This is a genomic window from Faecalicatena orotica, from assembly GCF_905197545.1.
Lineage (GTDB): Bacteria > Bacillota > Clostridia > Lachnospirales > Lachnospiraceae > Faecalicatena_A > Faecalicatena_A orotica.
In genome coordinates, this window is sequence record NZ_CAJJZH010000003.1 from 542051 (window position 1) to 566068 (window position 24018).

Annotated in this window: 21 protein-coding genes; 16 read left to right on the forward strand and 5 right to left on the reverse strand. The window is 45.7% G+C overall.

From position 1 onward, the window contains the following. Positions 1–35: 35 nt before the first annotated feature. The 3 genes from ABIN22_RS09270 to ABIN22_RS09280 all read left to right on the forward strand — a co-directional run bounded on the left by ABIN22_RS09270 (position 36) and on the right by ABIN22_RS09280 (position 6107). Positions 36–494 (forward strand): hypothetical protein, encoded by a 459-nt coding sequence (locus ABIN22_RS09270; RefSeq protein WP_109733154.1) that lies wholly within the window; start codon positions 36–38, stop codon positions 492–494. 67 nt (positions 495–561) lie between these two features. Further along, positions 562–1623, forward strand: coding sequence for a flavodoxin-dependent (E)-4-hydroxy-3-methylbut-2-enyl-diphosphate synthase (ispG, locus tag ABIN22_RS09275; protein WP_109733155.1), 1062 nt, complete (start codon positions 562–564; stop codon positions 1621–1623). Next, entirely contained in the window at positions 1611–6107 is a 4497-nt protein-coding gene (locus ABIN22_RS09280; protein ID WP_346908118.1) for a PolC-type DNA polymerase III, read from the forward strand. Before ispG ends, ABIN22_RS09280 begins: the two co-directional genes overlap by 13 nt. A 147-nt stretch (positions 6108–6254) precedes the next feature. Here ABIN22_RS09280 and ABIN22_RS09285 read toward each other — a convergent pair whose 3' ends face one another. Genes ABIN22_RS09285 through ABIN22_RS09300 form a run of 4 tightly spaced genes read right to left on the reverse strand, consistent with a single transcriptional unit; the run spans position 6255 to position 8446 of the window. Further along, a complete protein-coding gene (locus ABIN22_RS09285; protein WP_109733157.1) occupies positions 6255–6926 on the reverse strand; it encodes a SanA/YdcF family protein in 672 nt (223 codons plus the stop codon). A 24-nt stretch (positions 6927–6950) separates the two neighbouring features. Further along, positions 6951–7223, reverse strand: a complete 273-nt coding sequence (locus ABIN22_RS09290) for an ArsR/SmtB family transcription factor (protein WP_109733158.1) — start codon at positions 7221–7223, stop codon at positions 6951–6953. A 37-nt stretch (positions 7224–7260) separates the two neighbouring features. After that, positions 7261–7506, reverse strand: coding sequence for a thioredoxin family protein (locus ABIN22_RS09295; protein ID WP_109733159.1), 246 nt, complete (start codon positions 7504–7506; stop codon positions 7261–7263). A 10-nt stretch (positions 7507–7516) separates the two neighbouring features. Continuing rightward, positions 7517–8446 (reverse strand): CobW family GTP-binding protein, encoded by a 930-nt coding sequence (locus ABIN22_RS09300; protein WP_346908121.1) that lies wholly within the window; start codon positions 8444–8446, stop codon positions 7517–7519. Between the two features lie 219 nt (positions 8447–8665). Here ABIN22_RS09300 and glyA point away from each other — a divergent pair, with 219 nt between their 5' ends. The 10 genes from glyA (at position 8666) to ABIN22_RS09350 (ending at position 19882) form a co-directional block, all read left to right on the forward strand. Continuing rightward, positions 8666–9901 carry a serine hydroxymethyltransferase gene (gene glyA, locus ABIN22_RS09305; RefSeq protein ID WP_109733161.1) on the forward strand — a complete coding sequence of 412 codons (1236 nt, stop codon included), beginning with the start codon at positions 8666–8668 and terminating at the stop codon, positions 9899–9901. A gap of 387 nt (positions 9902–10288) precedes the next feature. Continuing rightward, positions 10289–11362: a zinc-binding dehydrogenase gene (locus ABIN22_RS09310; RefSeq protein WP_109733162.1), complete on the forward strand. Its 1074-nt coding sequence runs from the start codon at positions 10289–10291 to the stop codon at positions 11360–11362. A gap of 11 nt (positions 11363–11373) precedes the next feature. Continuing rightward, a complete protein-coding gene (locus ABIN22_RS09315) occupies positions 11374–12057 on the forward strand; it encodes a beta/alpha barrel domain-containing protein (RefSeq protein ID WP_346908124.1) in 684 nt (227 codons plus the stop codon). A gap of 51 nt (positions 12058–12108) precedes the next feature. Beyond that, on the forward strand, positions 12109–13482 hold the full coding sequence (locus ABIN22_RS09320; protein ID WP_109733164.1) for an MFS transporter: 1374 nt from the start codon (positions 12109–12111) through the stop codon (positions 13480–13482). A gap of 62 nt (positions 13483–13544) precedes the next feature. Further along, positions 13545–14600 (forward strand): NAD(P)-dependent alcohol dehydrogenase, encoded by a 1056-nt coding sequence (locus tag ABIN22_RS09325; RefSeq protein WP_346908126.1) that lies wholly within the window; start codon positions 13545–13547, stop codon positions 14598–14600. Positions 14601–14633: 33 nt separating this feature from the next. Further along, on the forward strand, positions 14634–15473 hold the full coding sequence (locus tag ABIN22_RS09330; RefSeq protein ID WP_118620307.1) for a class II fructose-bisphosphate aldolase: 840 nt from the start codon (positions 14634–14636) through the stop codon (positions 15471–15473). Next, positions 15466–16449 (forward strand): carbohydrate kinase family protein, encoded by a 984-nt coding sequence (locus tag ABIN22_RS09335; protein WP_109733167.1) that lies wholly within the window; start codon positions 15466–15468, stop codon positions 16447–16449. The genes ABIN22_RS09330 and ABIN22_RS09335 overlap by 8 nt, the downstream gene beginning before the upstream one ends. Positions 16450–16485: 36 nt before the next feature. Then, a complete protein-coding gene (gene ydjG / locus ABIN22_RS09340) occupies positions 16486–17475 on the forward strand; it encodes an NADH-dependent methylglyoxal reductase (protein WP_346908129.1) in 990 nt (329 codons plus the stop codon). 165 nt (positions 17476–17640) lie between these two features. After that, positions 17641–18399, forward strand: coding sequence for a DeoR/GlpR family DNA-binding transcription regulator (locus ABIN22_RS09345; RefSeq protein ID WP_109733168.1), 759 nt, complete (start codon positions 17641–17643; stop codon positions 18397–18399). 127 nt (positions 18400–18526) lie between these two features. Then, complete coding sequence (locus ABIN22_RS09350; RefSeq protein ID WP_242996218.1) at positions 18527–19882, forward strand: dicarboxylate/amino acid:cation symporter; 1356 nt, start codon at positions 18527–18529, stop codon at positions 19880–19882. 205 nt (positions 19883–20087) lie between these two features. Here ABIN22_RS09350 and ABIN22_RS09355 read toward each other — a convergent pair whose 3' ends face one another. Further along, the gene (locus tag ABIN22_RS09355; protein ID WP_346908131.1) at positions 20088–20351 is read right to left on the reverse strand and encodes a hypothetical protein; all 264 of its coding nucleotides are present in this window, start codon (positions 20349–20351) and stop codon (positions 20088–20090) included. 128 nt (positions 20352–20479) lie between these two features. On the opposite strand from ABIN22_RS09355, the gene ABIN22_RS09360 reads away from it, so the two are divergent. The 3 genes from ABIN22_RS09360 (at position 20480) to iorA (ending at position 24016) form a co-directional block, all read left to right on the forward strand. Then, positions 20480–20740 carry a helix-turn-helix domain-containing protein gene (locus tag ABIN22_RS09360; protein WP_346908133.1) on the forward strand — a complete coding sequence of 87 codons (261 nt, stop codon included), beginning with the start codon at positions 20480–20482 and terminating at the stop codon, positions 20738–20740. A gap of 216 nt (positions 20741–20956) precedes the next feature. Then, entirely contained in the window at positions 20957–22267 is a 1311-nt protein-coding gene (locus ABIN22_RS09365) for a phenylacetate--CoA ligase family protein (RefSeq protein ID WP_346908135.1), read from the forward strand. 3 nt (positions 22268–22270) lie between these two features. After that, the gene (gene iorA, locus ABIN22_RS09370) at positions 22271–24016 is read left to right on the forward strand and encodes an indolepyruvate ferredoxin oxidoreductase subunit alpha (RefSeq protein ID WP_109733170.1); all 1746 of its coding nucleotides are present in this window, start codon (positions 22271–22273) and stop codon (positions 24014–24016) included. Positions 24017–24018: the final 2 nt, after the last annotated feature.

Consider the following 24018-nt stretch of genomic DNA (forward strand, 5'->3'; position numbering starts at 1 on the left):
TAATGAAATAGAGGAAATAGAAGGGAAGATAATGCATGATTGCAAAGAATAACGAAGAGAAGAGAAATCAAATCTGGAGGGCTATAATGGCGGTTTCTACAGTGCTGATTATCATTATTGCAGCTTTTTTTGTAGTGAAGCTGTTTACAGCGAATCCACTCGAAGGTAAATGGAGCCATCAGGACAGCAGTCTTGTGCTGACTGTGAAGAGCGGCGGAACAGCCGTTGCCGCGTGGCCGGGTGAATTCGAAGGAGCGGGCGTGGCAGTCAATATGGAGTACAGCATTGATAAAGAAACCAAGACCTTCACCTTACGTGTAACAGATGAAGCCATACAGAAAGCAGCAGATGCTTCAGACGGCGCTGTGACGGCAGAGGGCCTGAGTTCAGCAGTGAATACACTGGAGGCCACCTATGATTATAATATTGAGAATAAGGAACTGACCCTGACGGACAGGGAATATGGGAATCCGATGGTATTTGATAAGGAATAGCAGATAAACAGGGAATGTATTCCCTGTTTATTATGTTATTAGTTTCCATGAGAAAAGGAGCAGGCGTATGGAGGAATTAAGAAAGAAGACAAAAGAAGTCAGAATTGGTGATGTCATAATCGGAGGCATACATCCAGTCGCGATTCAGTCCATGACGAATACGAAGACAGAGGACGCGGCTTCAACAGTGGCACAGATCTTAAAACTGGAGGCAGCCGGATGTGAGATTATCCGTTGTGCAGTTCCTACGATGGAGGCCGCAGAGGCGTTAAAGGAGATCAAAAAGCAGATCCACATCCCTCTGGTCGCAGATATACATTTTGATTACAGGCTGGCTATTGCAGCCATTGAAAACGGTGCGGACAAGATCCGTATTAATCCGGGGAATATCGGGAGTGAAGAGCGCTTACGGGCAGTGGTTGATAAGGCAAAAGAACGTAATATCCCGATCCGTGTCGGCGTTAACAGCGGTTCTCTGGAAAAACCGCTGCTTGAAAAGTATGGCGGTGTTACGGCAGAAGGGATTGTAGAAAGTGCCCTGGATAAGGTCAGAATGATTGAGGATATGGGGTATGACAATCTGGTTGTGAGCATCAAGTCTTCCGATGTCATGATGTGTGTCAAGGCACATGAACTGATTGCAAAAGAATGTCCGTATCCTCTGCATGTCGGTATTACAGAGGCGGGAACCGTATATTCGGGAAATGTAAAGTCTTCGGCAGGACTGGGAATTATACTGTATGAAGGCATCGGCAATACGATCCGTGTATCCCTTACCGGGGATCCTCTGGAGGAGGTCAAGACAGCGAAGCTGATTCTGAAGACTCTGGGGCTGAGAAAGGGCGGCATTGAAGTCGTATCCTGTCCGACCTGCGGCAGAACAAAGATTGATCTGATCGGGCTTGCCAATCAGGTAGAAACGATGGTTGCAGATATCCCGCTGGATATCAAAGTTGCGGTTATGGGCTGTGTCGTGAACGGGCCCGGAGAAGCAAAGGAAGCAGATATTGGGATTGCCGGCGGTCAGGGAGAAGGTCTCCTGATTAAAAAGGGTGAGATCGTCAAAAAAGTGAAGGAAGAAGAACTTTTGGAAACATTACGACAGGAGTTGTTAAATTGGAAAAGATAGGAAATGCAAAGAGTTTCTTTGTAGTGTTCCCTACACTGAAGGTGGAAGAGGACATCCAGCTGCTGTTTGAAGATGTGGAGGTAGAGAAGATTACGACGAATTCGAAGCGTGATTTTCTTCGCGTCCACATTTTCAGCCGCCATCTGATCCAGAAGAAACACATCTGGCAGATGGAGCAGAAGATCAAGGAACAGCTCTTTGGAGATACTAAAATCAAAATTGGAATTGCAGAGAAGTATTCCTTGTCAGAACAGTATACGGTGAAAACGCTGATGATAGAGTACAGGGACAGTATTGTACAGGAATTAAAGCAGCAGAGTGTACTCGCTTCGAATATGTTTGAGCAGGCAAAGATGAGTTTTGAAGGCCGGGAGATCATGTATCTGGAAATGCTGGATACGATCGTCTCAGAAGGCAGGAAGGACTATATCGTTGACCTGCTCCACGATATTTATGACAACCGGTTCCATATAAAAGCAGATATCCGGGTTACATACTGCAAGGCAGAAAAGGGAGATGACACCCGTAAGTATGACGAACAGCGGATCCAGCAGGAGATCAATGCTATCTTTGAACGGCGTGCGAAGCAAAAAGGCGAGGAGCCTGCAGATGACGGGAAATCCAAAGAGAAGCAGGAGAAGAAGCAGGACAGCTCCAATGAGAAGAAGGGGGATTTCAAGAAGGATTTCAAGAAGAAAGACTTCTACAGGCCGCTGAAGCAGGGGGATGACCCGAGCCTGATTTACGGTAAGAATTTTGATGACGAGCCGATTACCCTGGATCAGGTAGTGACAGAGATGGGTGAGATCACGATCCACGGCAAGATTATCAACTTTGATACCCGTGAGATCAGAAATGAAAAGACGATTCTCATGTTTGCAGTCACAGATTTTACCGATACGATTATGGTCAAGATGTTTACGAGGAATGACCAGCTGCCGGATCTGCTCGGAGATCTGAAGAAGGGGGTTTTTGTCAAGATCAAGGGAGTCACCACGATCGATAAGTTTGACGGGGAGCTGACAATCGGTTCTGTGACAGGGATCAAGAAGAGCGGTGACTTTACTGTTTCCAGACAGGACTTAAGCCCGCAGAAAAGAGTGGAACTGCACTGCCATACAAAGATGAGCGACATGGACGGCGTTTCTGAGGTTAAGGATATTGTAAAAAGGGCGCATGACTGGGGGCACCCGGCCATTGCGATTACCGACCACGGAATTGTACAGTCTTTCCCAGATGCGAATCATTTTATCGAGACACTGCCCAAAGATGATCCATTTAAAGTGATCTACGGCGTGGAAGGGTATGTTGTGGATGACCTGACGGAGATTGCCGTGGGAGCGGGAGACGAAAGACTGGATGACACGTATATCGTGTTTGATATTGAGACGACCGGGTTTAGCGCCATCAAAGACAAGATTATCGAGATCGGTGCAGTGAAAGTGACCGGCGGTGAGATCGTGGACCGTTTCAGCACATTTGTCAATCCAAAGAGACCGATCCCTTTTGAAATCACACAGCTGACAAGTATTACAGATGAGATGGTCATTGGCAGCCCGGATATTGAAACAATCCTGCCGGAATTTCTCGCGTTTGCAAAAGGCGGCGTGCTCGTTGCCCACAATGCCGGATTTGATGTCGGTTTTATCGAACAAAACTGCCGGTATCAGGATATCGAGTTTGATTTTACATATGTGGATACAGTGGCTCTGGCGCGTGTGCTTTTGCCGACACTGTCCAAGTATAAACTGAATGTGGTAGCGAAGGCTCTGGGAATATCACTGGAGAACCACCACAGGGCCGTGGATGATGCAGCGGCAACGGCGGAGATTTTCGTGAAATTCGTGGAGATGCTTAAGGAACAGAATATCACCACCTTAAAGGAAATGAACCAGTTCGGAGACATGAATCCAAATGCGATCCGCAAGATGCCGACCTATCATATCATCATACTGATTGAAAATGATATCGGACGTTATAATCTATATAAACTGATATCAGATTCGCATCTTGTTTATTATGCGAGACGCCCCAGAATTCCGAAGAGTGTCTTAAACCAGCACAGAGAAGGCCTGATTATCGGGAGTGCCTGTGAGGCGGGAGAGCTGTATCAGGCGATTTTGAATAAAAAGTCTTCCGAGTCGATTGCAAGGCTGGCTGATTTCTATGATTACTATGAAATCCAGCCCCTTGGAAACAACCAGTTCATGGTGGAGAGCGAGAAATATCCGGACATTGAAACTATCGTGGACCTACAGGAGATCAACAGGGAGATCGTAGAACTGGGTGAGAAATTTAAAAAGCCGGTAGTAGGAACCTGTGACGTACATTTCCTGGACCCGGCGGATGAAGTGTACCGCCGTATCATCATGGCGGGCAAAGGCTTCAGCGATGCAGATAACCAGGCACCGCTCTACCTGAGAACGACGGAAGAAATGCTGAGTGAGTTTGAATATCTGGGGTCGGCCAAGGCAAGAGAAATCGTCATCGACAACCCGAATAAGATCTGCGATATGATTGAAAAGATATCTCCGGTCAATCCGAGCAAATGCCCTCCTGTCATTCCGAACTCAGAACAGGACCTGAGGGATATCTGCTATAACAAGGCACATGAGATTTACGGGGAGGACCTGCCGGTACAGGTATCGTCCCGTTTGGAGAAAGAGCTGAACTCCATCATATCCAATGGATATTCCGTTATGTATATCATTGCGCAGAAATTGGTATGGAAGTCTAATGCCGACGGATATCTGGTAGGTTCCCGTGGATCAGTAGGGTCTTCATTCGTAGCAACAATGTCAGGAATCACGGAAGTAAATCCGCTGAGTCCGCACTATTACTGTTCTAACTGCCATTACAGCGATTTTGAATCAGAAGAAGTAAGGGCCTATGCGGGAGGCTGCGGCTTCGACATGCCGGATAAAAACTGTCCGAACTGCGGGGAAAAGCTGCATAAGGATGGTTTTGATATTCCTTTCGAAACATTCCTTGGATTCAAGGGAGATAAGGAGCCTGATATTGACCTGAATTTCTCGGGAGACTATCAGTCGAAGGCTCATAAGTATACAGAGGTTATCTTTGGGGAGGGGCATACCTTCAAGGCAGGAACGATCGGAACACTGGCCGATAAGACAGCCTATGGTTATGTCAAGAACTACTACGAAGAGCGCGAGATGAGGAAACGCCGGTGCGAGATTGAGAGGATTTCAGTCGGGTGCACTGGAATCCGGCGAAGTACGGGACAGCATCCCGGCGGTATCGTCGTACTGCCTCATGGTCATGACATCAATGAGTTTACACCGGTCCAGCACCCGGCCAATGATATGACAACGGACATTATTACGACACACTTTGACTACCATTCTATTGACCATAACCTGCTGAAGCTCGATATTCTCGGCCATGATGATCCGACCATGATTAAGACGCTGGAGGAGTATATTACATCCGATGCAATGGATAATGAATACAATGAGGAACACCCATTTGTTGCAACGAATATTCCACTGGATGATAAGAAGGTGCTTTCTCTGTTCCACGATACGAGTGCGCTCGGGATAAAGCCGGAGGATATTGATGACTGTAAGCTTGGCTGTCTTGGAATACCGGAGTTCGGTACGGACTTCGTAATCCAGATGGTTCAGGATGCAAAACCACAGTCCCTTTCCGACCTGATCCGGATTTCCGGTCTGTCCCACGGGACGAATGTATGGCTCGGCAATGCACAGGAACTTGTAAAGTCCGGAAAGGCGACGATTTCAACCTGTATCTGTACCCGTGATGATATTATGATCTATTTGATCAACCAGGGCGTGGACAGTGCGCTTTCCTTTACAATTATGGAAAGTGTGCGTAAAGGAAAGGGCCTGAAGCCGGAATGGGAAGAGGCAATGGCGGAGAAAAACGTCCATGACTGGTATGCATGGTCCTGTAAGAAGATCAGCTACATGTTCCCGAAGGCACATGCTGCCGCATATGTCATGATGGCATACCGGATTGCCTACTGTAAGATCAACTACCCGCTTGCATATTACGGGGCGTATTTCGGCATCCGCGCAAATGCGTTTTCTTATGAAATCATGTGTCAGGGGAAAGAAAAGCTGAATTATTACATGAAGGATTATAAAAAGAGGATCGATTCCCTAACCAATAAGGAACAGGATGTTCTCAAGGATATGAAGATCGTGCAGGAAATGTATGCAAGAGGGTATGAATTTACTCCTCTGGATATTTACAAGGCGAAGGCAACGAAGTTCCAGATTGTGGATGGCAAGCTGATGCCGCCGCTGTCCAGTATAGAAGGGATGGGAGATAAAGCGGCCGAGGCCGTGGAAGACGCAGCAAAGGACGGACCATACCTGTCACTGGATGACTTCCGGCAGAGGACAAAAGTAAGTAAAACAGTCATCGACCTCATGGCTGACCTCGGATTATTCGGGGACCTGCCGCAGAGCAATCAATTATCGCTGTTTGATTTCGGGTAGATGGGGGCGCTTCGCGTACTGAACACCGCGGCGGCCGTTGGACGGTACATGCTGCTGCGGATACAGGGCGCTTCGCTAAGCAGCCGTAAGAGAAAAACAGGCGGATTATAGGGCACCGAACGCATTTACCGTATAATCCGTCTGTTTTTAATCATTTGTTATGTTGCCGTTTCCGTTTACGGGGATAGTGTCGCCCAGGTAGGTTGGTTTGGGTTTGTAGATGGAGGTTAGGAAGTCTTTGTTGCGGGCGAGGATTTCGCGGAGGTCACGGTAGGTCTGGCCGCCGTAGGTTTTTGTGTCGGCGGGGACTCCCAGGGCCTGGAGGCTGAGTGCTTCGGCTGTGTAGAGCGCCCTGTAAAGGTGGTACTTCTGGGTGACGATTACGATGTTTTGGGCCTGAAAGATGTCACGGGCGCGGTAAAGGCTCTCGTAAGTCGAGAAGCCGGCGTGGTCCATGAAGATGTCTTCCGAGGGAACTCCTTTGTCAATGGCGTAGTCCTTCATGGTCTGTACTTCATCGTAGTCTTCGCGGCTGTGGTCCCCGCTCATTAAAAGCTTGGGGGCCGCTCCTGATTTATAGACTTCAATTGCGGTATCAAGACGGTCTTTGAGCATAGGCGTGGGCGAACCGTCAGCACGGATACCCGCTCCTAGAACTAAAATACAGTCGGCATGAATCGTGGAATCCGTATGTCCCTTCGTAACCAGCCTGTCCTTTGCAGACCTCACAACATAAAAATTAATTCCCAGCATAATAGCCGTACCAACTAAAAAAATTACTACAAGAATCTTCAGTATACTCATACTCCATCTCTTCATTCAAATACCTCCGTACGAAAAGCTTTATATCTTAATTTGGTTTAACAGTGTTTTTGCGTATTCGACCCCGTCCGGGCTTATCGAGTAATGTGTCCACTTTCCCTCTCTGCGGCCTGTTACAATTCCGGAATCGCATAATATCTTCATGTGGTGTGATAGAGTGGACTGGCCTATATTCAATTCCTCCAACAATTTGCAGGCACACTTCTCGCCATTTTGAAGCAGTCCTAAAATAGTAAGCCGGTTTGCGTCACAGAAGGCCTTAAATACCCTTGCCCTTTTTTCGTTTTCTGTCAATGCGAACCCCCCTTTCAAGATAGCAATATAAAAGTTCTCATTTGTCAGTGTTTCCGCTAAGTATGCTTAAAAGGCTTTTGACATCAGGAACCCGTCCGGTGATAACAATCTTCCCGTCTACCATCAATGCCGGAGTTAACATCACACCTAACCTGACGATGTCCATTAACTCTTCTACTTTTTCGATATTAGCTGTTATTCCAAGTTCATTAACTGCCTGCTGAACATTTTGATATAGTCTGTTGCATTTTTCGCATCCTGTTCCGATTACTTTAATTTCCATAATTACGACCTCAATTCTTTAGCTTCATTGGGAGAGAGACAATCTCTTTCCAGGCATTATCGATACTTCTAATTACTTTTGGACCTATTTTAGACAGGAAGACAATCTGTGAGAACTCATGCGGAGAACAAGTCTTATAGTCAATGAGTTTTTCGACGACGTCAACCTGATTCCAGCCGCTGTCTAGTTTAAAAAAGCCCTTGATCCGATAACAGTCGGGCAAAACGCGTTGCAAAAATGTTGTAAAAACCTCTTGATTAATCGTTTCATTACATTCTAAAGAAATGGTTTTTGGTTTGTTTTCTTCTGAATTTAAAGAATCTTCACACGAAGCCCACTGGAGAGAAGTTAAATCTTCTTCTAATAGTGACAAGTCGATCATTCCATTCTTACAGGTGGTTATCCTGCAAATAGAGTTCACTTTACGAACAGCAGTTATTACTTTTTCCAGCTGTGTTGCGTCAACTAAGTCAACCTTGTTAATTACTGCCATATTACAGTGAGCCAGCTGCCGGTCAACTGTTTCAATATCATCCATCTGGCCAAGAAAATTAACACTGTCGATAAGACATACAACTCCTTGAAAGCGATAGACATCACCTGCAAGCAAACGTGTGGCTTCAAGAATTTCTTCGATATTTGAAGGATCGGCAAGTCCCGAACTTTCAACAAACACAGTATCTAAATCAAGCTTCCCCATTTCCGCCAGAGCCTGTACAAAAGAGAGCTTAAGACAGGAGCAAAAAATGGAACCTCTGTTTATTTCGGTCATTTCAATTCCATTGCGATGAATAATCTCACCATCGATTCCCAGCTTCCCAAACTCATTTTGAATAATGCCGATTTTTTCATTAGAGATATTATTTAGTAAGTGCAGCAGAAGTGAAGTTTTTCCGGCCCCCAAAAAACCTGTAAGGACATATAATTTTTTTTGTGTCATAATATGAAACCTCCGTTCAGAAATGTATTTTTGCAGTCGTTCAGGCTTATTTCTTTTCCTTATTATATTTCTTAAATCGAAAAATATCAATATGAAAATCCCGCCTCCTTTAATTACATATGGATTTCTGCCGGTCTCTGTGCTATAATGTCCCCAATGACTTATCCGGCGGCTTATACTGCCGGGAAAATGCTAATTGATTCATGGAGGGAAAGGACTATGTACGATTTCGAGGAAATCAAGAATGAAGATGTTGAAGTTGCAAATGCAATACAGGCAGAGATGGAAAGACAGAATTCACACATCGAGCTGATTGCTTCTGAGAACTGGGTCAGCAAAGCTGTCATGGCAGCTATGGGAAGCCCGATGACGAATAAATATGCAGAGGGTTATCCGGGAAGAAGATACTACGGCGGATGCCAGTGCGTTGACGTGGTTGAGAACCTTGCAAGAGAGAGGGCGGAAAAGCTTTTCGATTGTGAGTATGCAAACGTACAGCCGCACTCCGGGGCCCAGGCGAATCTTGCAGCGATGTTTGCAATGGTGGAGCCGGGAGACAAGATCCTTGGCATGAATCTGGATCACGGCGGACACCTGACCCACGGTTCACCGGTCAACATCTCAGGAAAATACTTTGATTTTGCAGCTTATGGCGTAAATGATGAAGGCGTGATAGATTATGACAAAGTGCTCGAAGTCGCAAAGGAACACAAGCCAAAGCTGATCATCGCAGGAGCGAGCGCCTATGCAAGAACCATTGATTTCAAGAGATTCCGTGAGATCGCGGATGAGGTCGGCGCATATCTGATGGTAGATATGGCACATATCGCCGGGCTGGTGGCAGCAGGCGTACATCCGAGTCCAATCCCTTATGCCCATGTTACGACAACGACTACACACAAGACTTTAAGAGGACCGCGGGGCGGAATGATCCTCTCCAGCAACGAGATGAACGAGAAGTTTAACTTCAATAAGGCAGTATTCCCGGGAACGCAGGGAGGCCCTCTGATGCACGTGATCGCGGCAAAAGCGATCTGTTTCAAAGAAGCACTCCAGCCGGAATTCAAGACATATCAGGAGCAGATCGTGAAAAATGCCCAGGCATTGTGTAAAGGACTTCAGAGCCGCGGAATCAAGATTGTTTCAGGCGGAACAGATAACCATCTGATGCTCGTGGATTTGACAGAGAACAATGTCAGTGGAAAAGAACTGGAAAAACGTCTGGACGAGGCGCATGTAACCTGTAACAAGAACACGATCCCGAATGATCCAAGATCTCCTTTTGTAACAAGTGGCGTCAGACTTGGTACACCCGCTGTAACAACCCGCGGAATGAAAGAAGAAGACATGGATAAGATTGCCGAGATCGTTGCAATGGTAATCGCTGACGAAGCGAATGTTGAAAAAGCAAAATCAATGGTGGCCGAACTTACAGCTAAGTACCCGCTTATTTAACCAAATAGGGGAAATACGCCCGCTGTTATGTTACAGAGATATAAGCGGCAGATTTTAAATGTTCGAAAAATATAATAAAGAAGAAATCAGAAGACGCAGGATGCAATTTATCCTGCGTCTTTTGATTTCTTGGAAAACAAAGCAATAAAAGTGTAAAAACAAGATAAAATCTGTAAAACAGAAATATTAATGGTGAATATAGACAAAAAGAAGACTTTATATTTGTGAAACAGTAATAAAAATCTGTAAAAACAACATAAAATGTTTGACTTACAAAAAATATTGATGTAATATGTACTCATAAAACAAGTGAACAAATCACTTAACATTTCGGCCGAAATGTAAAACCTATAAACCAAAAACCTATGAAAGTATGGAGGCATTAGAATGAAAGCATTAGCAAGATATGGAAAAGAATTTGGCGGTTACAGAATGATTGATGTTCCAGAGCCGGAATGCGGACCGGAAGATATTATTATCGAAGTGAAGGCCGCTGCAATCTGCGGGGCAGACATGAAGCACTATAAAGTTGACAACGGGTCAGATGAGTTCAACTCAGTACGTGGTCATGAATTTGCAGGAGAGATTGTCAAGGTTGGTGAAAAGGTTACTGACTGGAAGGTCGGACAAAGAATCGTATCAGACAACAGCGGGCATGTATGCGGCGTCTGCCCGGCATGTGAACAGGGAGATTTCCTCTGCTGTGAAGAAAAGGTAAACCTTGGTCTGGACAATAACCGCTGGGGCGGCGGATTCACGAAGTACTGCAAGATACCGGGAGAGATCCTGAGAATCCATAAACATGCAATCTGGGAAATCCCGGAGGGGATTAAATACGAAGAAGCTGCTGTCCTTGATCCAATCTGTAATGCCTATAAAGCAATCGCGCAGCAGGCCCATCTGCTTCCGGGACAGGATGTAGTCGTATTTGGAACAGGCCCGCTTGGTTTATTCTCCGTACAGATGGCACGTATCATGGGGGCGGTTAACATCGTAATGGTTGGTCTTCAGGATGATACAAAAGTACGCTTTAAAGTAGCAGAAGAACTAGGGGCAACCCATTGTGTGAACGGGTCAACGGAAGATGTTGTTGCAAGATGCCAGGAGATCTGCGGAAGAGACAATCTCGGACTGGTAATCGAGTGCTCAGGAGCAAACATTGCATTGAAACAGGCACTTGAAATGACAAGGCCTAATGCAGAGATCGTCCGCGTCGGAATGGGATTCAAGCCTCTGGAATTTTCCATCAACGATATTACATCATGGAACAAGAGCATCATCGGACATATGGCTTATGACTCCACATCATGGAGAAATGCAATCCGCCTGCTTCAGAAAGGTGAGATCAAGGTTCAGCCGATGATCACACACCGCATCGGACTTTCCGAATGGGAAAAAGGATTCGATGCAATGGTATCTAAAGAAGCAATCAAGGTAATCATGACATATGATTTTGACTAATGGAGGACACGATGAGAGATAGACTTTTAGTTGCGCCATCGATGGGGTGCTGTGACCTGTTCCGTATGGAGGAGCAGGTAAAGTTCATCGATTCAAGGGCTGACTTTTTACATATGGATATCAAAGACGGGAATTATGTTAAGACATTTGGAATCGGACCGGACTTTATGGCATATTTGAAACCGCATGTGAAGACGCCGATGGATGCACACCTTATGGTAAAGCACCCGCAGGATTATATTGAGGCTTGTGCAGAGGCAGGGGCAGCCTACATTACACCTCACACAGACTGTATCGAAAGCGACGCATTTGTGACAATCAACAAGATCAGGTCCCTGGGGTGCAAAGCCGGAATCGCTTTGAATCCGGCGGCTCCGCTGGAAGCCATCCGTTATTATCTGCCGCTTCTTAGTAAGGTGACAATTATGATCGTGGATGCCGGATATGCGGGCCAGAAGGTGATTGTACAAATGTATGATAAGATCCGCACCCTTGTTAAGTGGCGTGAGGAGATGGGACTGAAGTTCCTGATTGAAGCAGACGGGTCTATGAACTGGGACGTATACCAGTTACTATATGATGCAGGCGCGGACGTTGTTGTGTTAGGGCCTCCGGCATTATGGAACAAGAGTAAAGATATCCGGAAAGCATGGGAGATTATGGAAGCGGAGATCAAAGTAGAGAAGAAGATATAAGACAACAAAAATGAGAAATGGTATCGAAGGAGATATCAGGAGGGTGTGAAAATGGATAAAAAACGAAATGTAAACATTGGCGCAAGGCTTGACCGCCTGCCAAACTCTTCATGGCACATCAAAATGTGGCTTGTTACGGCCTTCGCGCTTTTAGTCTGCTGGTCTAATGGTATCGGCGGTGCGGTGCAGAACATTCTGCTCAATGAGATCCACTGGCTGGAGCCGGGATCTAAACTGCTGGCTATGTGGAGTACCACGTATACCGCAGGGCAGCTGTTCGGAGCTTTGATCGGGGGACCGATCGGCGATAAAATCGGCCGTAAGAAAAGTATTCTTTTATATGAAGTAATACATATCATTGCCATGATCGGCGGTGCGGTTTCACCGAATATCTATGTACTTTATGTATTCAGACTGATACAGGGACTCGGACTCGGGGCACTTTTAGTCGTTCTTTTTGCAGGATTTACAGAGTATGTTCCAGGCAGAAACAGGGGGACATGGTCAAGCCGTACCTCTTTCATCGGCAACTGGGCACATCCAATCTGTAATGGTATCGCACTTCTGGTTGTTTCAACCGGCGTCAGCTACGCCATGAACTGGAGAATCCAGTTTATGATTCCGTCCGTATTGTCCATCATTGCAAGTATTCTGGTAGCAAAGAAGTTCCCGGAATCACCAAGATGGCTGGAAGCACAGGGAAGAGTTGACGAAGCAGATGAGCTTATGACAAAGATCGAAAAAGAAATCGAGGCGGCTACAGGAAAACCACTGCCAGAAGTAACAGAAGAACCAAAACAGGTGAAGCAGCTCCCATATTCAGCATTATTTAAAGGCAAACTTTTGAGAAGAACCATTGTAGGCTCCCTCGTATTAATCGGTATGAATACGATCCAGTATACCTTGATGAACTGGATGCCTTCCATGCTCTCATCATTAGGGTTTGATACATCCCAGTCCCAGTTCATGACAATGTTCGGACTGTTCGGGGCGCCTTTCGGAATCTTTATTGCATCACTGATTATGGATAAAATCCCGCGTAAGGCGATGGGTGTGGTTCTTCTGGCAATCATGGCAGTCTTCGGGATTATCACAGGAAGACAGAGTTCTATGGGAGGACTGATTCTCTGGACATTTCTGCTCAATACAGCGATTTATATGTATGTCTGCTATGCATCTGCAGTCTATGTGCCGGAAATGTGGCCGACATCAGCAAAACTATCCGGTTCCGGATTCAGTAACGCAATGGGACGTGTCAGCAATATCTTTTTCCCATTCCTTGTAACATACGTGGCAAACAGTGCAGGGGCGAACGGAGTATTTATACTGATCTCCGTTGTGGCAATTATTATAGCAGTAAGCATTCTGTTCCTGGGAATTGAAACCAGGGGAGAATCTGTAGAGGATATTGGAAACATCGACTAAACCGGTAAATTCCCGGTGTCTGGTGAAGTCAGGCGCCGGGTTACATAACAGGAGGTTATATCATGAATAATTCAGAAGCGATATTGGTAACACCGAAGCAGTTTGAGATTCAGGAGTGTCCCATTCCACGGCCAAAGGACCATGAAATCCTGATGAAAGTTGAATATGTGGGGATGTGCGGATCAGATATCCACGGATTCGAATTCGGACCATTTATTCCACCCAAAGATCCAAACCAGAAGATCGGGCTGGGCCATGAAGTGGCAGGTGAAGTTGTGGGCGTTGGCGCCGCAGTCACAAGATTCAAGGTCGGTGACAAGGTTTTGATCGAACCAGGCGTGCCGGATGACACCTGTGAATATTGCCGCGGCGGCCGTTATAATATCTGCCCGGGAGTAGACTTTATGGCTACACAGCCTAATTATAAGGGGGCACTGACGCAGTACATGACACATCCCGAAGAATGGACCTACCATATTCCAGAGGGAATGACCACTTTGGAAGGCGCACTGGTAGAACCGGCAGCAGTCGGCATGCATGCGGCCATGTTAGGCGGGGCACAGGTAGGAAAAAGCATTGTCATCCTCGGGGGCGGGACAATCGGGCTTATGGTCCTGCAGGCGTGCTTAAGCCTTGGCGCGACTGATATCACAGTTGTAGATGTGATTGAGAAACGGCTGGATTTAGCAAAAAAACTTGGTGCAAAGAGGGTTATTAACGGAAAAGCTGAGGATACCGTTGCCGTACTGCGATCAAAAGAGCTTTATGGCGATCATGGTGTGGAGCTTGTGTTTGAAGCGGCAGGCTCAGCATTTACAGCACAGCAGGCAGTGCAGCTTGTGGCACGCGGCGGCAAGATCATGATGGTAGGTACACAGTCCGCCCCTGTTCCGATTGATTTCCTCAAGATCAACCGTGAAGTTACCATCCAGACAGCATTCAGGTACTGCAACAACTTCCCACAGACAATCGAAGCGATTGCCACAGGAAAGTTCAATGTGAAAGATATGGTTACAAATATTTATGATTACAAGGATGTACAGAGAGCATTCACAGAAGCTATTGATCCGGTCAAGAAGAATGATATGGTCAAAGGTGTTGTAAAAGTAGCAGATTAATTGATTCTATGAAACCGTGAGAAGGAGAAAACTATGTTATCAGATATCAGATATTGGGAAAATAAAGCGAGAGAAGGCCACTATGCGATTCCGCATTTTAACGTGTGGAATGCAGAAATGCTGATGGGGGTAATCGATGCGGCAGAAGAACTGCGTGCTCCGATCATCATCTCTTTTGGTACAGGATTTACAGGAAACACATCTTTCGAGGACTTCTGCTACATGATGGATTCTATGGCTAAGAATGCAACAGTACCGGTAATCGAGCACTGGGACCACGGCCGCAACATGACTATCCTGCAGAATGCGGTTAACCACTGCATGAATTCCGTTATGCGTGACGCTTCTGCACTTCCATATGAAGAAAACGTTGCGGAGATCAAGAGGTGTGTCGATTATTTCCATGCATATAACATCCCTGTTGAGGCAGAACTTGGCCATGTGGGAAATGAGACCGTATATGAGGAGGCATTGTCAGATTACCAGTATACAGATCCGACAAAAGCAAAGGAATTCGTCGAGAGAACGGGATGCGATTCTCTGGCTGTTGCCATAGGTAATGTCCACGGCGTATACTCTTCAGAGCCGGAACTGGCTTTTGATGTGCTTGAGAAAGTTGCCAGTGAAGTTGATGTGCCGCTTGTACTGCACGGCGCTTCAGGAATCGGAGATGAGGATATCAAGAAGGCAATCTCGCTTGGAATCGCAAAGATCAACATTCACACGGAGCTTTGCCAGGCTGCGATGGAAGCAACGAACGCCCATAAAGATGAGCCGTACTTATCTGTACAGCGTGAGGTAAGAAAAGCGGTCAAAGAGCGTGCAATGTATAAAATCAAACTGTTCGGTGATGATGGAAGGGCTGATGAATAAAGTGGATAAGAAATTGGATGTCATAATCATAGGGGCGGCGATCGTTGATCTGCCGCTGAGACCGGTAAGTAAAGAAGTGTTTGATGTGGTCTCTTATCCGGTGGACGGCATTACGATGACGATCGGCGGAGATGCACTTAATGAATCAACGATTATTACAAGGCTCGGCCACAGGGTCGGCTTAATGAGCTGTATCGGTGTAGATGTACCAGGATGGTTTGTCATCGATCATTGTAAATCCAACAATATAGATACTACATATATCAAACAGGACCCGGAGAAGGTAACTTCTATTAATGTAGGCCTTGTGGCAGCAGACGGAGAACGGACCTTTATTACGAACAGGCAGGGAAGCCTGTGGAAGTTCTGCTATGAGGATTTGGACATGTCTGCACTAAAAGATGCCAGAATACTGTCGTTTGCGAGTATTTTTAATAATCCTTTATTTGACAACAAGGCGCTTGTCTCTGTCTTCTCGAAGGCAAAAGAAGAAGGAATGATCATCTGCGCAGACATGGTTTCCCCGAAACTGGATGAGAAGCTTGAAGATATCAGAGAGGCACTTGGGTATATCGATTATTTCTTCCCGAATTTCGAGGAGGCATGTGAGCTGACAGGCGAGACAGAAGAAGACAGGGTTGCTGATGTGATATATAACTGCGGCGTTAAAAATGTCATCATGAAGATCGGAAAACGAGGATGTTACATCCGAAATGCAGAAGGCTCCATGATCGTGCCCGCATGTAAGGGAGTTACAGCGATTGATACGATCGGTGCAGGTGATAATTTTGCATCAGGCTTTATCACTGCTCTTTTGGAAGGGAAGGAACTGCGTGAATGTGCAGTTTATGCAAACTGTACGGCAGCAGTCTCGGTCCAGTATGTCGGTGCGACAGGCGGTGTAAAGAATAAGCAGATGGTAGATGACATGCTGGCTAAATACCGTGAAGACTATAAACAGCAGATAAACGAATAAGAAGAACGCTTCACAGCAGGAAAGGAAGTAACGGATATGAAAACAATGAAGCTTGGCAGGACAGGTATGGACATTTCAAGAATCGGCCTTGGGACATGGTCGATCGGCGGGGGCTCCGCATGGGGCGGTGATCATGATATGCAGGTTGTCGTTGATACAATCAGGGAAGCACCAAAGCTAGGGGTAAATCTGATCGACACGGCACCGGGTTATAATTTTGGCAATAGTGAAAAGATCCTCGGGAAAGCATTGGAAGGAATGAATCGGGAAGATGTTGTTATCATTACAAAGTGCGGTGTCATATGGGATCAGGAAATGAAAGGGGACCTTTTTAACAAGGTAAACGGCATCCAGCTTTACAAGAATCTGAACAGTGCGTCAGTGAAAAAAGAAATTGAAGAATCACTGGAACGCCTTGGGATAGATTATATCGATGTATATATGACACACTGGCAGGCCATAGAAGGAACAGAGTATTTTGTACCGATCCAGAAGACAATGGATGTATTAAACGACTTAAAAGCACAGGGGAAAATCAAGGCAATCGGAGCAGCTAATGTGGACATACACCATATTGAAGAATATCTGAAGTGGGGCCAGCTGGATATTGTCCAGGCAAAATATTCCATACTGGACCGCGGCATTGAAGATGAAATTATCCCATGCTGCCGCGAAAACGGTGTGACCATTCAGGCATACTCCCCATTGGAGATGGGACTTCTGTCCGGCACGATGCCAAGGGACTACAAACCGGTCGGCGCCCAGATACCGAAAAAATGGTTCCAGCCGGACAATATGCAGGCGGCAATGGATATGATGGAACAGTGGAAACCGCTCTGCGAGAAATATAATTGTACGATTGCGAATCTTTCCCTTGGCTGGATACTCGCACAGGGTGATTTCCTGAATCTGCTGAGTGGTTCCACAACGGTAGACCAGATTGCGGAAAATGTGAAGTCTGCAGAGCTTGAACTTGACCCGAAGGATGTCCAGCTTATGCGTGAGATGGCAGAGGCGCTTGGCTAAGGCCAGACACTCCAGATTTTTTGTACAGATATGATTTGTTGAAAACAGAAGAAAAAACTTTGAACTCAAAAAGAAATCATGTTAGTATAAAAGAAAGAAATAAAACTCTGACATACCAAACCAGCATTAAAATCCGGTATGCAGATTTTGACAAGGAGTGTTAGGATGGCTGCAAAAGACAGGTTAGAACTAATAAAAAACATGATACAAACAGAAAAGAAAGTAGTCGTATCAGAGTTAAGCTCAATTTTTGGCGTGACAGAAGAGACAATCAGGCGTGACCTTGAAAAGCTGGAAAATGAGGGCATTCTAAACCGTACATTTGGCGGTGCGGTACTGAATATTGAAAATCAAAGAGAGGGCATTCATTTTTATCAAAGAGCCGGGATTCACATTGAAGAAAAGAAAAAAATGGCGATTGCATTTGCACCTATGCTTAAGGATAAGGTAACAATTGCCGCGGATGCGAGTACGACCGTTATGGAGGTGGTTAAATTAATCCCTAACAGCAGAGATATTACGCTCCTCACAACATCAACCGCGATCTTCAATGAAATGGCGAATACAGATATACATTTACTTTCCACCGGAGGTGCATTTAACCGGAGTACACTTTCTCTTCAGGGGTCAGTGGCGAAAGAAAACGTGAAAAAGTATCATGTTGACCTGCTTCTGATCAGCTGCAAGGGGATTGACATGGAGTACGGCATTATGGATTCAAAGGAAACCGAGGCCGAAGTGAAGAAGACCATGTCAGGGCAGGCCAGGGAAGTTGCGCTGTTTGTTGATCACTCGAAATTTGATAAAAGGGCATTTGCCCATCTGCTGGACTTTTCCGAGATTAACTATCTGGTAACGGATAGGAAACCGGATGACAGGTGGGTCGAATTCTGTGAAAATAATCAGATTACATTGGTTTATTAGTACATTGCTATATACGATGTGCTGGATCAAAGAATGGAATCCTGTGAATGCAAATCAAAAGATATGCAGACACAGGATTTTTATTTTAGAAAATAACTCTGGTTTACACAATACAGGAGGTTATAGAATGGGAGAGAACCAAAAGAAAAAGCCCATGACCATTATGAAGAAAATGGTTATCGCATTATTCGGGGGACTGGCACTGGGAATTGTTTTCCTGCTGATCCGTGAATCCCTGACGGCCAATGGGCAGGACCATATATGGCAGGTAATAAACAGGATTCTGTTTCAGGATATTACGAAAGAGGACAGTTTCAAATCAATAGGAATTTTTTACATCATAGGGCAGCTGTTTATGCAGGGACTGCAGCTGGCGATTGTGCCGCTTGTATTAGTATCACTCAGCCTTGCATTATGCAGCATGTCAAATCCGGAAAAGCTTGGTAAAATAGCCGGCAAAACTTTGCTGTGCTTTGTTTCTTTCTACGCTGTCGGAGCTTTTTGCGCAGGAAGTTTTGCTTACCTGATAAAGACACTGGGCTGGTTTTCCGTTGAACTGCCGGCAGCGGATACATCGTCGGTAGCAACGATGGATTCATACAATCCTCTTGTAACGGTTGTAAATGCCGTTCCAAGCAATATTTTTTCGGTGTTTACCACGAACACCAGCATTCTGGCAGTTGTGGTAGTGGCAGTGATTATCGGCCTGTGCATGAACCTGTTAAGAGAAAAAGCAGACCCGTTAAAAAAAGTACTGGAAAGCCTGAATGAGATCATCAAAGTTTATATGGAGTTCCTGATCAATAAAATCAGCCCGGTGGCGATCTTCTGTATGATCACGAGGACCTTTGCAACATACGGAGTAGAGTATCTGCAGCCGTCACTGACTTACATACTGGCAACAATATTTATCGGACTGCTGCTCGTATTTACTATATACCCGGTCGGAATCTGGCTGACAACCAGACTAAACCCTTTTATATTCATAAAGAAAGTTCTCAAGGTCGGCCTGTTTGCGGCGGCGACAAACTCGTCCGCAGCGACGCTTCCACTGAACAAAAAAACATGTATCGAAGAACTGGGATGCAGTGAAGAGATAAGCAGCTTCGTACTCCCAACTGGAATGACAATCAACATGAACGGAACCACAGTCATGCATATGATGGCAATCACATTCATAGCCACATCTGCAGGAATCGACATCAGGCCGTCCCATCTGGTACTTGCGGCATTCCTGTCAATCTGCACCGCGATGGGAACACCCGCAATCCCGGTAGCCGGGACAACGATGGTCTTCGCCGTGCTGAACGGGTTAGGCTTCAACTCTGACCTGTGTATGATCGGCTACGCCCTCGTATTAGCCATGAACTACCCGCCGGGAATGGCCGTCATCACCCTGAATGTCGTAGGAGATGCAGCCACAAACGTAATCATCAACGCAAAAGAGAAAGAGTTGGATAGGGAAATTTATAACAAGCAGTAAATAGGCGGGACGCTGATAGGGATGGAAGCCGGCAGGAAGGCCTGCGGCTTCCATCCCTATCAGCTGGTGCATCCAATTTGGCTGGTAAAGATTTCCGGTTAGTCCAAGTAACCAGATTAGGAATGTCACGCTTATGCAAAAGCTTTCAGACTTTAAGCTATTACTCTCTTATTCTACCACTCTGCTCATCAATTCTTCTGTTTTATTAATTTGTTGTTTTGTTGCTATCTTTAATATTTTCATAAAATCGTATAGCATGAAGAAGGACTAAAGATAAATAGTCCTCCTTTTTATTTGCTTCCTTTTCACATCTTTTTAATTCTTCCTCTGTCATATTAGTTTCTCTACACATTGCTTCAACAAAGTCAAAATGTTCAGTTACCCATATAAAAGCTCTTTGTAATTCTATAGGCAGTTCTACCATATTTGTTATTATCTTATTAATCAATTCATCCTTATTGTATTCCATTATTCATGACCTCCTTTATTTTCCAATAAGCGACTCTGGATGTATTTATCCAATTGTAGCATGCAAATTAGAATAAAATCAACATGGATATATTTATCCAGCACTTATTTCTCATTCAGGAGGTATTTATGTCAAATAATTTAAAACAGGATATTCCAATTGGTCAAAACCTTAAAAATTTACGCAGAAAGGCGAATTTGACTCAACGTGATGCTTCTGCACAGTTAGAAATCTTAGGTATTTCTATAACTGAGGACATTCTTGCTAAGATAGAGCAAGGTAAGTATAGTGTACGCATTAGTGTTTTGATAGCACTTAAACAAATTTATGGAATTTCTTCTTTTGATGCATTCTTTGAAGGTTTGCATCTTCCCACGGATCAATCTTAAAATAGCCTTTCGCACGGTTAGAACTTCTTCACCAAGCGCTCTGGATTTCGAAAAGCAGGACACCCCCACAGCCACCCCCTGCCCTTCCACTTCGCGTCCGTTTACCGCTCTGTCACAAATTCATTCTCCAAAAATGAATTTAATGCTTTAACTCGACAAAGTCTTGTGTTATACTGTTTGTTAACGAACGTTTTATGTCGAAGGAGGTTTTAGGGAATGATTTGGGCAAAGGAAGAGACTCTGCCGAGAGCTGAGATCGAGAAAATCCAGCAGGAACGATTGAAGGAAACGGTATCATATATTTATGAACGTGTAGAGCCTTACCGCCGGAAGATGGACGAGGCGGGAGTAAGACCGGAAGATATTCGGACTTTGGATGATTTAAGAAAGATGCCGTTTACATATAAAGCAGATTTCAGGGACCATTACCCGGACGGACTGTTTGCGGTGGATAAGAAGGAAATTGTCAGATATCATGCCAGTTCAGGAACAACAGGAAAGCCTACAGTAGTAGGCTACACGGCCCACGATCTGGATGTATGGCTGAATAATGTGGCAAGGATCGCCTGTATGGGAGGCGCTACATCGGAAGATGTGGCCCAGATATCATTTGGATACGGTACGTTTACAGGTGCGCTGGGACTGCACGGAGGGCTGGAGAAGGTAGGAGCATCTGTCATACCAATGTCATCCGGCAATACGAATAAGCAGATCATGTTCCTGCAGGATATGGGAGTCACACTGTTAGTTGCAACGCCGTCTTATGCACTCCATCTCGGGGAAGTGCTCAGAGACAGGGGGATTGAACCTTCAAAAGATCTGAAGCTGCATATCGGGCTGTTCGGCGGAGAAGGCATGACCGAGCCGATGAGGGATGAGATGCATAAAGTCTGGGGAGACCAGTTTGTTTGTACGCAGAATTACGGCATGAGCGAGCTCTGCGGGCCGGGAGTATCCGGAGAATGTACGGAACTGTGCGGTATGCATGTGAATGAGGACTGGTTCATTCCTGAGATCATTGATCCGGAGACGGAAGAGGTACTTCCTCCGGGAGAAATCGGGGAACTGGTAATCACTTGTCTGGGCAAGGAGGCCCTGCCATTAGTCAGATACCGTACGGGAGATCTGACGAAACTGATGTATGAGCCATGTAAATGCGGCAGGACAACGGTGCGTATGGCGAACCTGTCAGGGCGTGCAGATGATATGCTCGTAATCAGGGGGGTCAATGTATTCCCGGGACAGATCGAGGAAGTCTTATTCAAGATTGATGAAATCGGACCTCATTATGAGATTCTGGTAGAAAGAAAGAACAGGCTGGATGTCATGACGATTACTGTAGAGCTGATTGATGACAGGCTTCTGGACAGTTATGCTATGCTGAGCGAACTGGAGCAGCGAATTAAGTCTGCACTGAAGTCACAGCTTGGACTTGCAACCCATATCAGGCTGGTTGCACCGAACTCTCTCCAGCGTTTTGAAGGCAAGGCAAAGAGAGTGACTGATTTACGAAAGGATGGTTTATAGAATATGTCAGAAAAAGTAATTATGTTGGGAAATGAAGCCATTGCCAGAGGGGCTTATGAAGCGGGTGTAAAGGTTTCTTCTGCTTATCCGGGAACACCGAGTACAGAAATCAGCGAATACCTGGTACAGTACAGGGATGATCTCTATGAGGAATGGGCACCGAACGAGAAAGTGGCTGCCGAAGTTGCAGTCGGTGCCAGCCTTGCTGGTGTACGTTCTATGGCCTGTATGAAGCACGTCGGGCTGAATGTGGCTTCAGATCCACTGTATTCCGTATCTTACATGGGAGTGAATGGAGGTCTTGTTTTTGTTGTTGCAGACGACCCGGGATTATACAGCTCCCAGAACGAGCAGGACACAAGAATGGTGGCAAGAGCCTCACAGGTGCCGGTCATTGAACCGTCAGACAGTGCAGAGGCGAAAGAATTTATGAAGGCAGCTTTTGAATTAAGCGAGCAGTTTGACAGACCGTTTATCGTACGTCTGACAACAAGGCTATCCCATTCACAGGGGATGGTGGAACTTTGCGAAAGAGAAGCAGTTGAAGACAAAGTTTATGAAAAGAATATCCGCAAGAATGTCATGATGCCCGGAAATGCAAAGCTGCGCCATGTAGAGATAGAAAAGCGTAATCTGGAACTGGCAGAGGCGGCTAATACACTGCCAATCAACAGAGTGGAGATGAACGACACAAGAATCGGAGTCATTACAAGCGGTATTCCTTATGAATATGTAAAAGAAGCACTCCCGGAGGCATCTGTGCTGAAACTTGGCATGGTAAATCCGCTTCCGAGAAAGATGATTGAAGAGTTTGCTTCCAAAGTGGATACACTGTATGTTGTAGAGGAACTGGATCCGGTGATTGAGGAGCAGGTAAAATCATGGGGGATCAAGGCTGTCGGAAAAGAAATCTTCACCGTACAGGGCGAGTACAGCGCCAATATGTTAAGAAAGGCTATCCTGAAACAGGATCTGGAGATCAAAGCACCGGCAGAAGCACCGCAGCGCCCGCCGATCTTATGTCCGGGATGTCCTCACCGTAGTGTTTACTACGTCTTAAACAAGCTGAAAATGCATGCGGCAGGTGACATCGGATGCTATACACTGGGGGCAGTGGCGCCATTGAGCGTTGTAGATACGACTATGTGCATGGGGTCCAGTATTTCCACCCTGCACGGTATGGAAAAGGCGAAAGGAAAAGAGTATATTAAAAACTGGGTAGCTGTGATCGGCGATTCTACCTTCTTACATACGGGTGTGAACTCCCTGATGAACATGGTATACAATAATGCAACCGGTACAGTTATGATTCTGGATAACTCGACAACAGGAATGACCGGACATCAGGATCATGCGGCAACAGGGAAAACGCTGCAGGGAGATCCTACCTATGCGATCAATATCCCGGCCCTCTGCCATGCAATGGGCGTGAAGAATGTCGTGGAAATAAATGCTTTTGATATTGCAGAACTGGAAAAGGTGATTAAAGAAGAGGTGGCCAGAGATGAAGTATCCGTGATCATTACCAAGTCCCCATGTGTACTTCTGGATAAATCAAGGAAGCCAATTTATATCGCGCATGAGGATAAGTGTAAGAAGTGCGGCATGTGTATGAAGCCGGGCTGCCCTGCGATGACGAAGAATGCGGACGGAACCATTCATATTGATGATACAATGTGTACAGGATGCGGACTGTGCGAATCATTATGTAAATTTGATGCGATAGAACTGGTAAAGGCGGGTGAATAGTT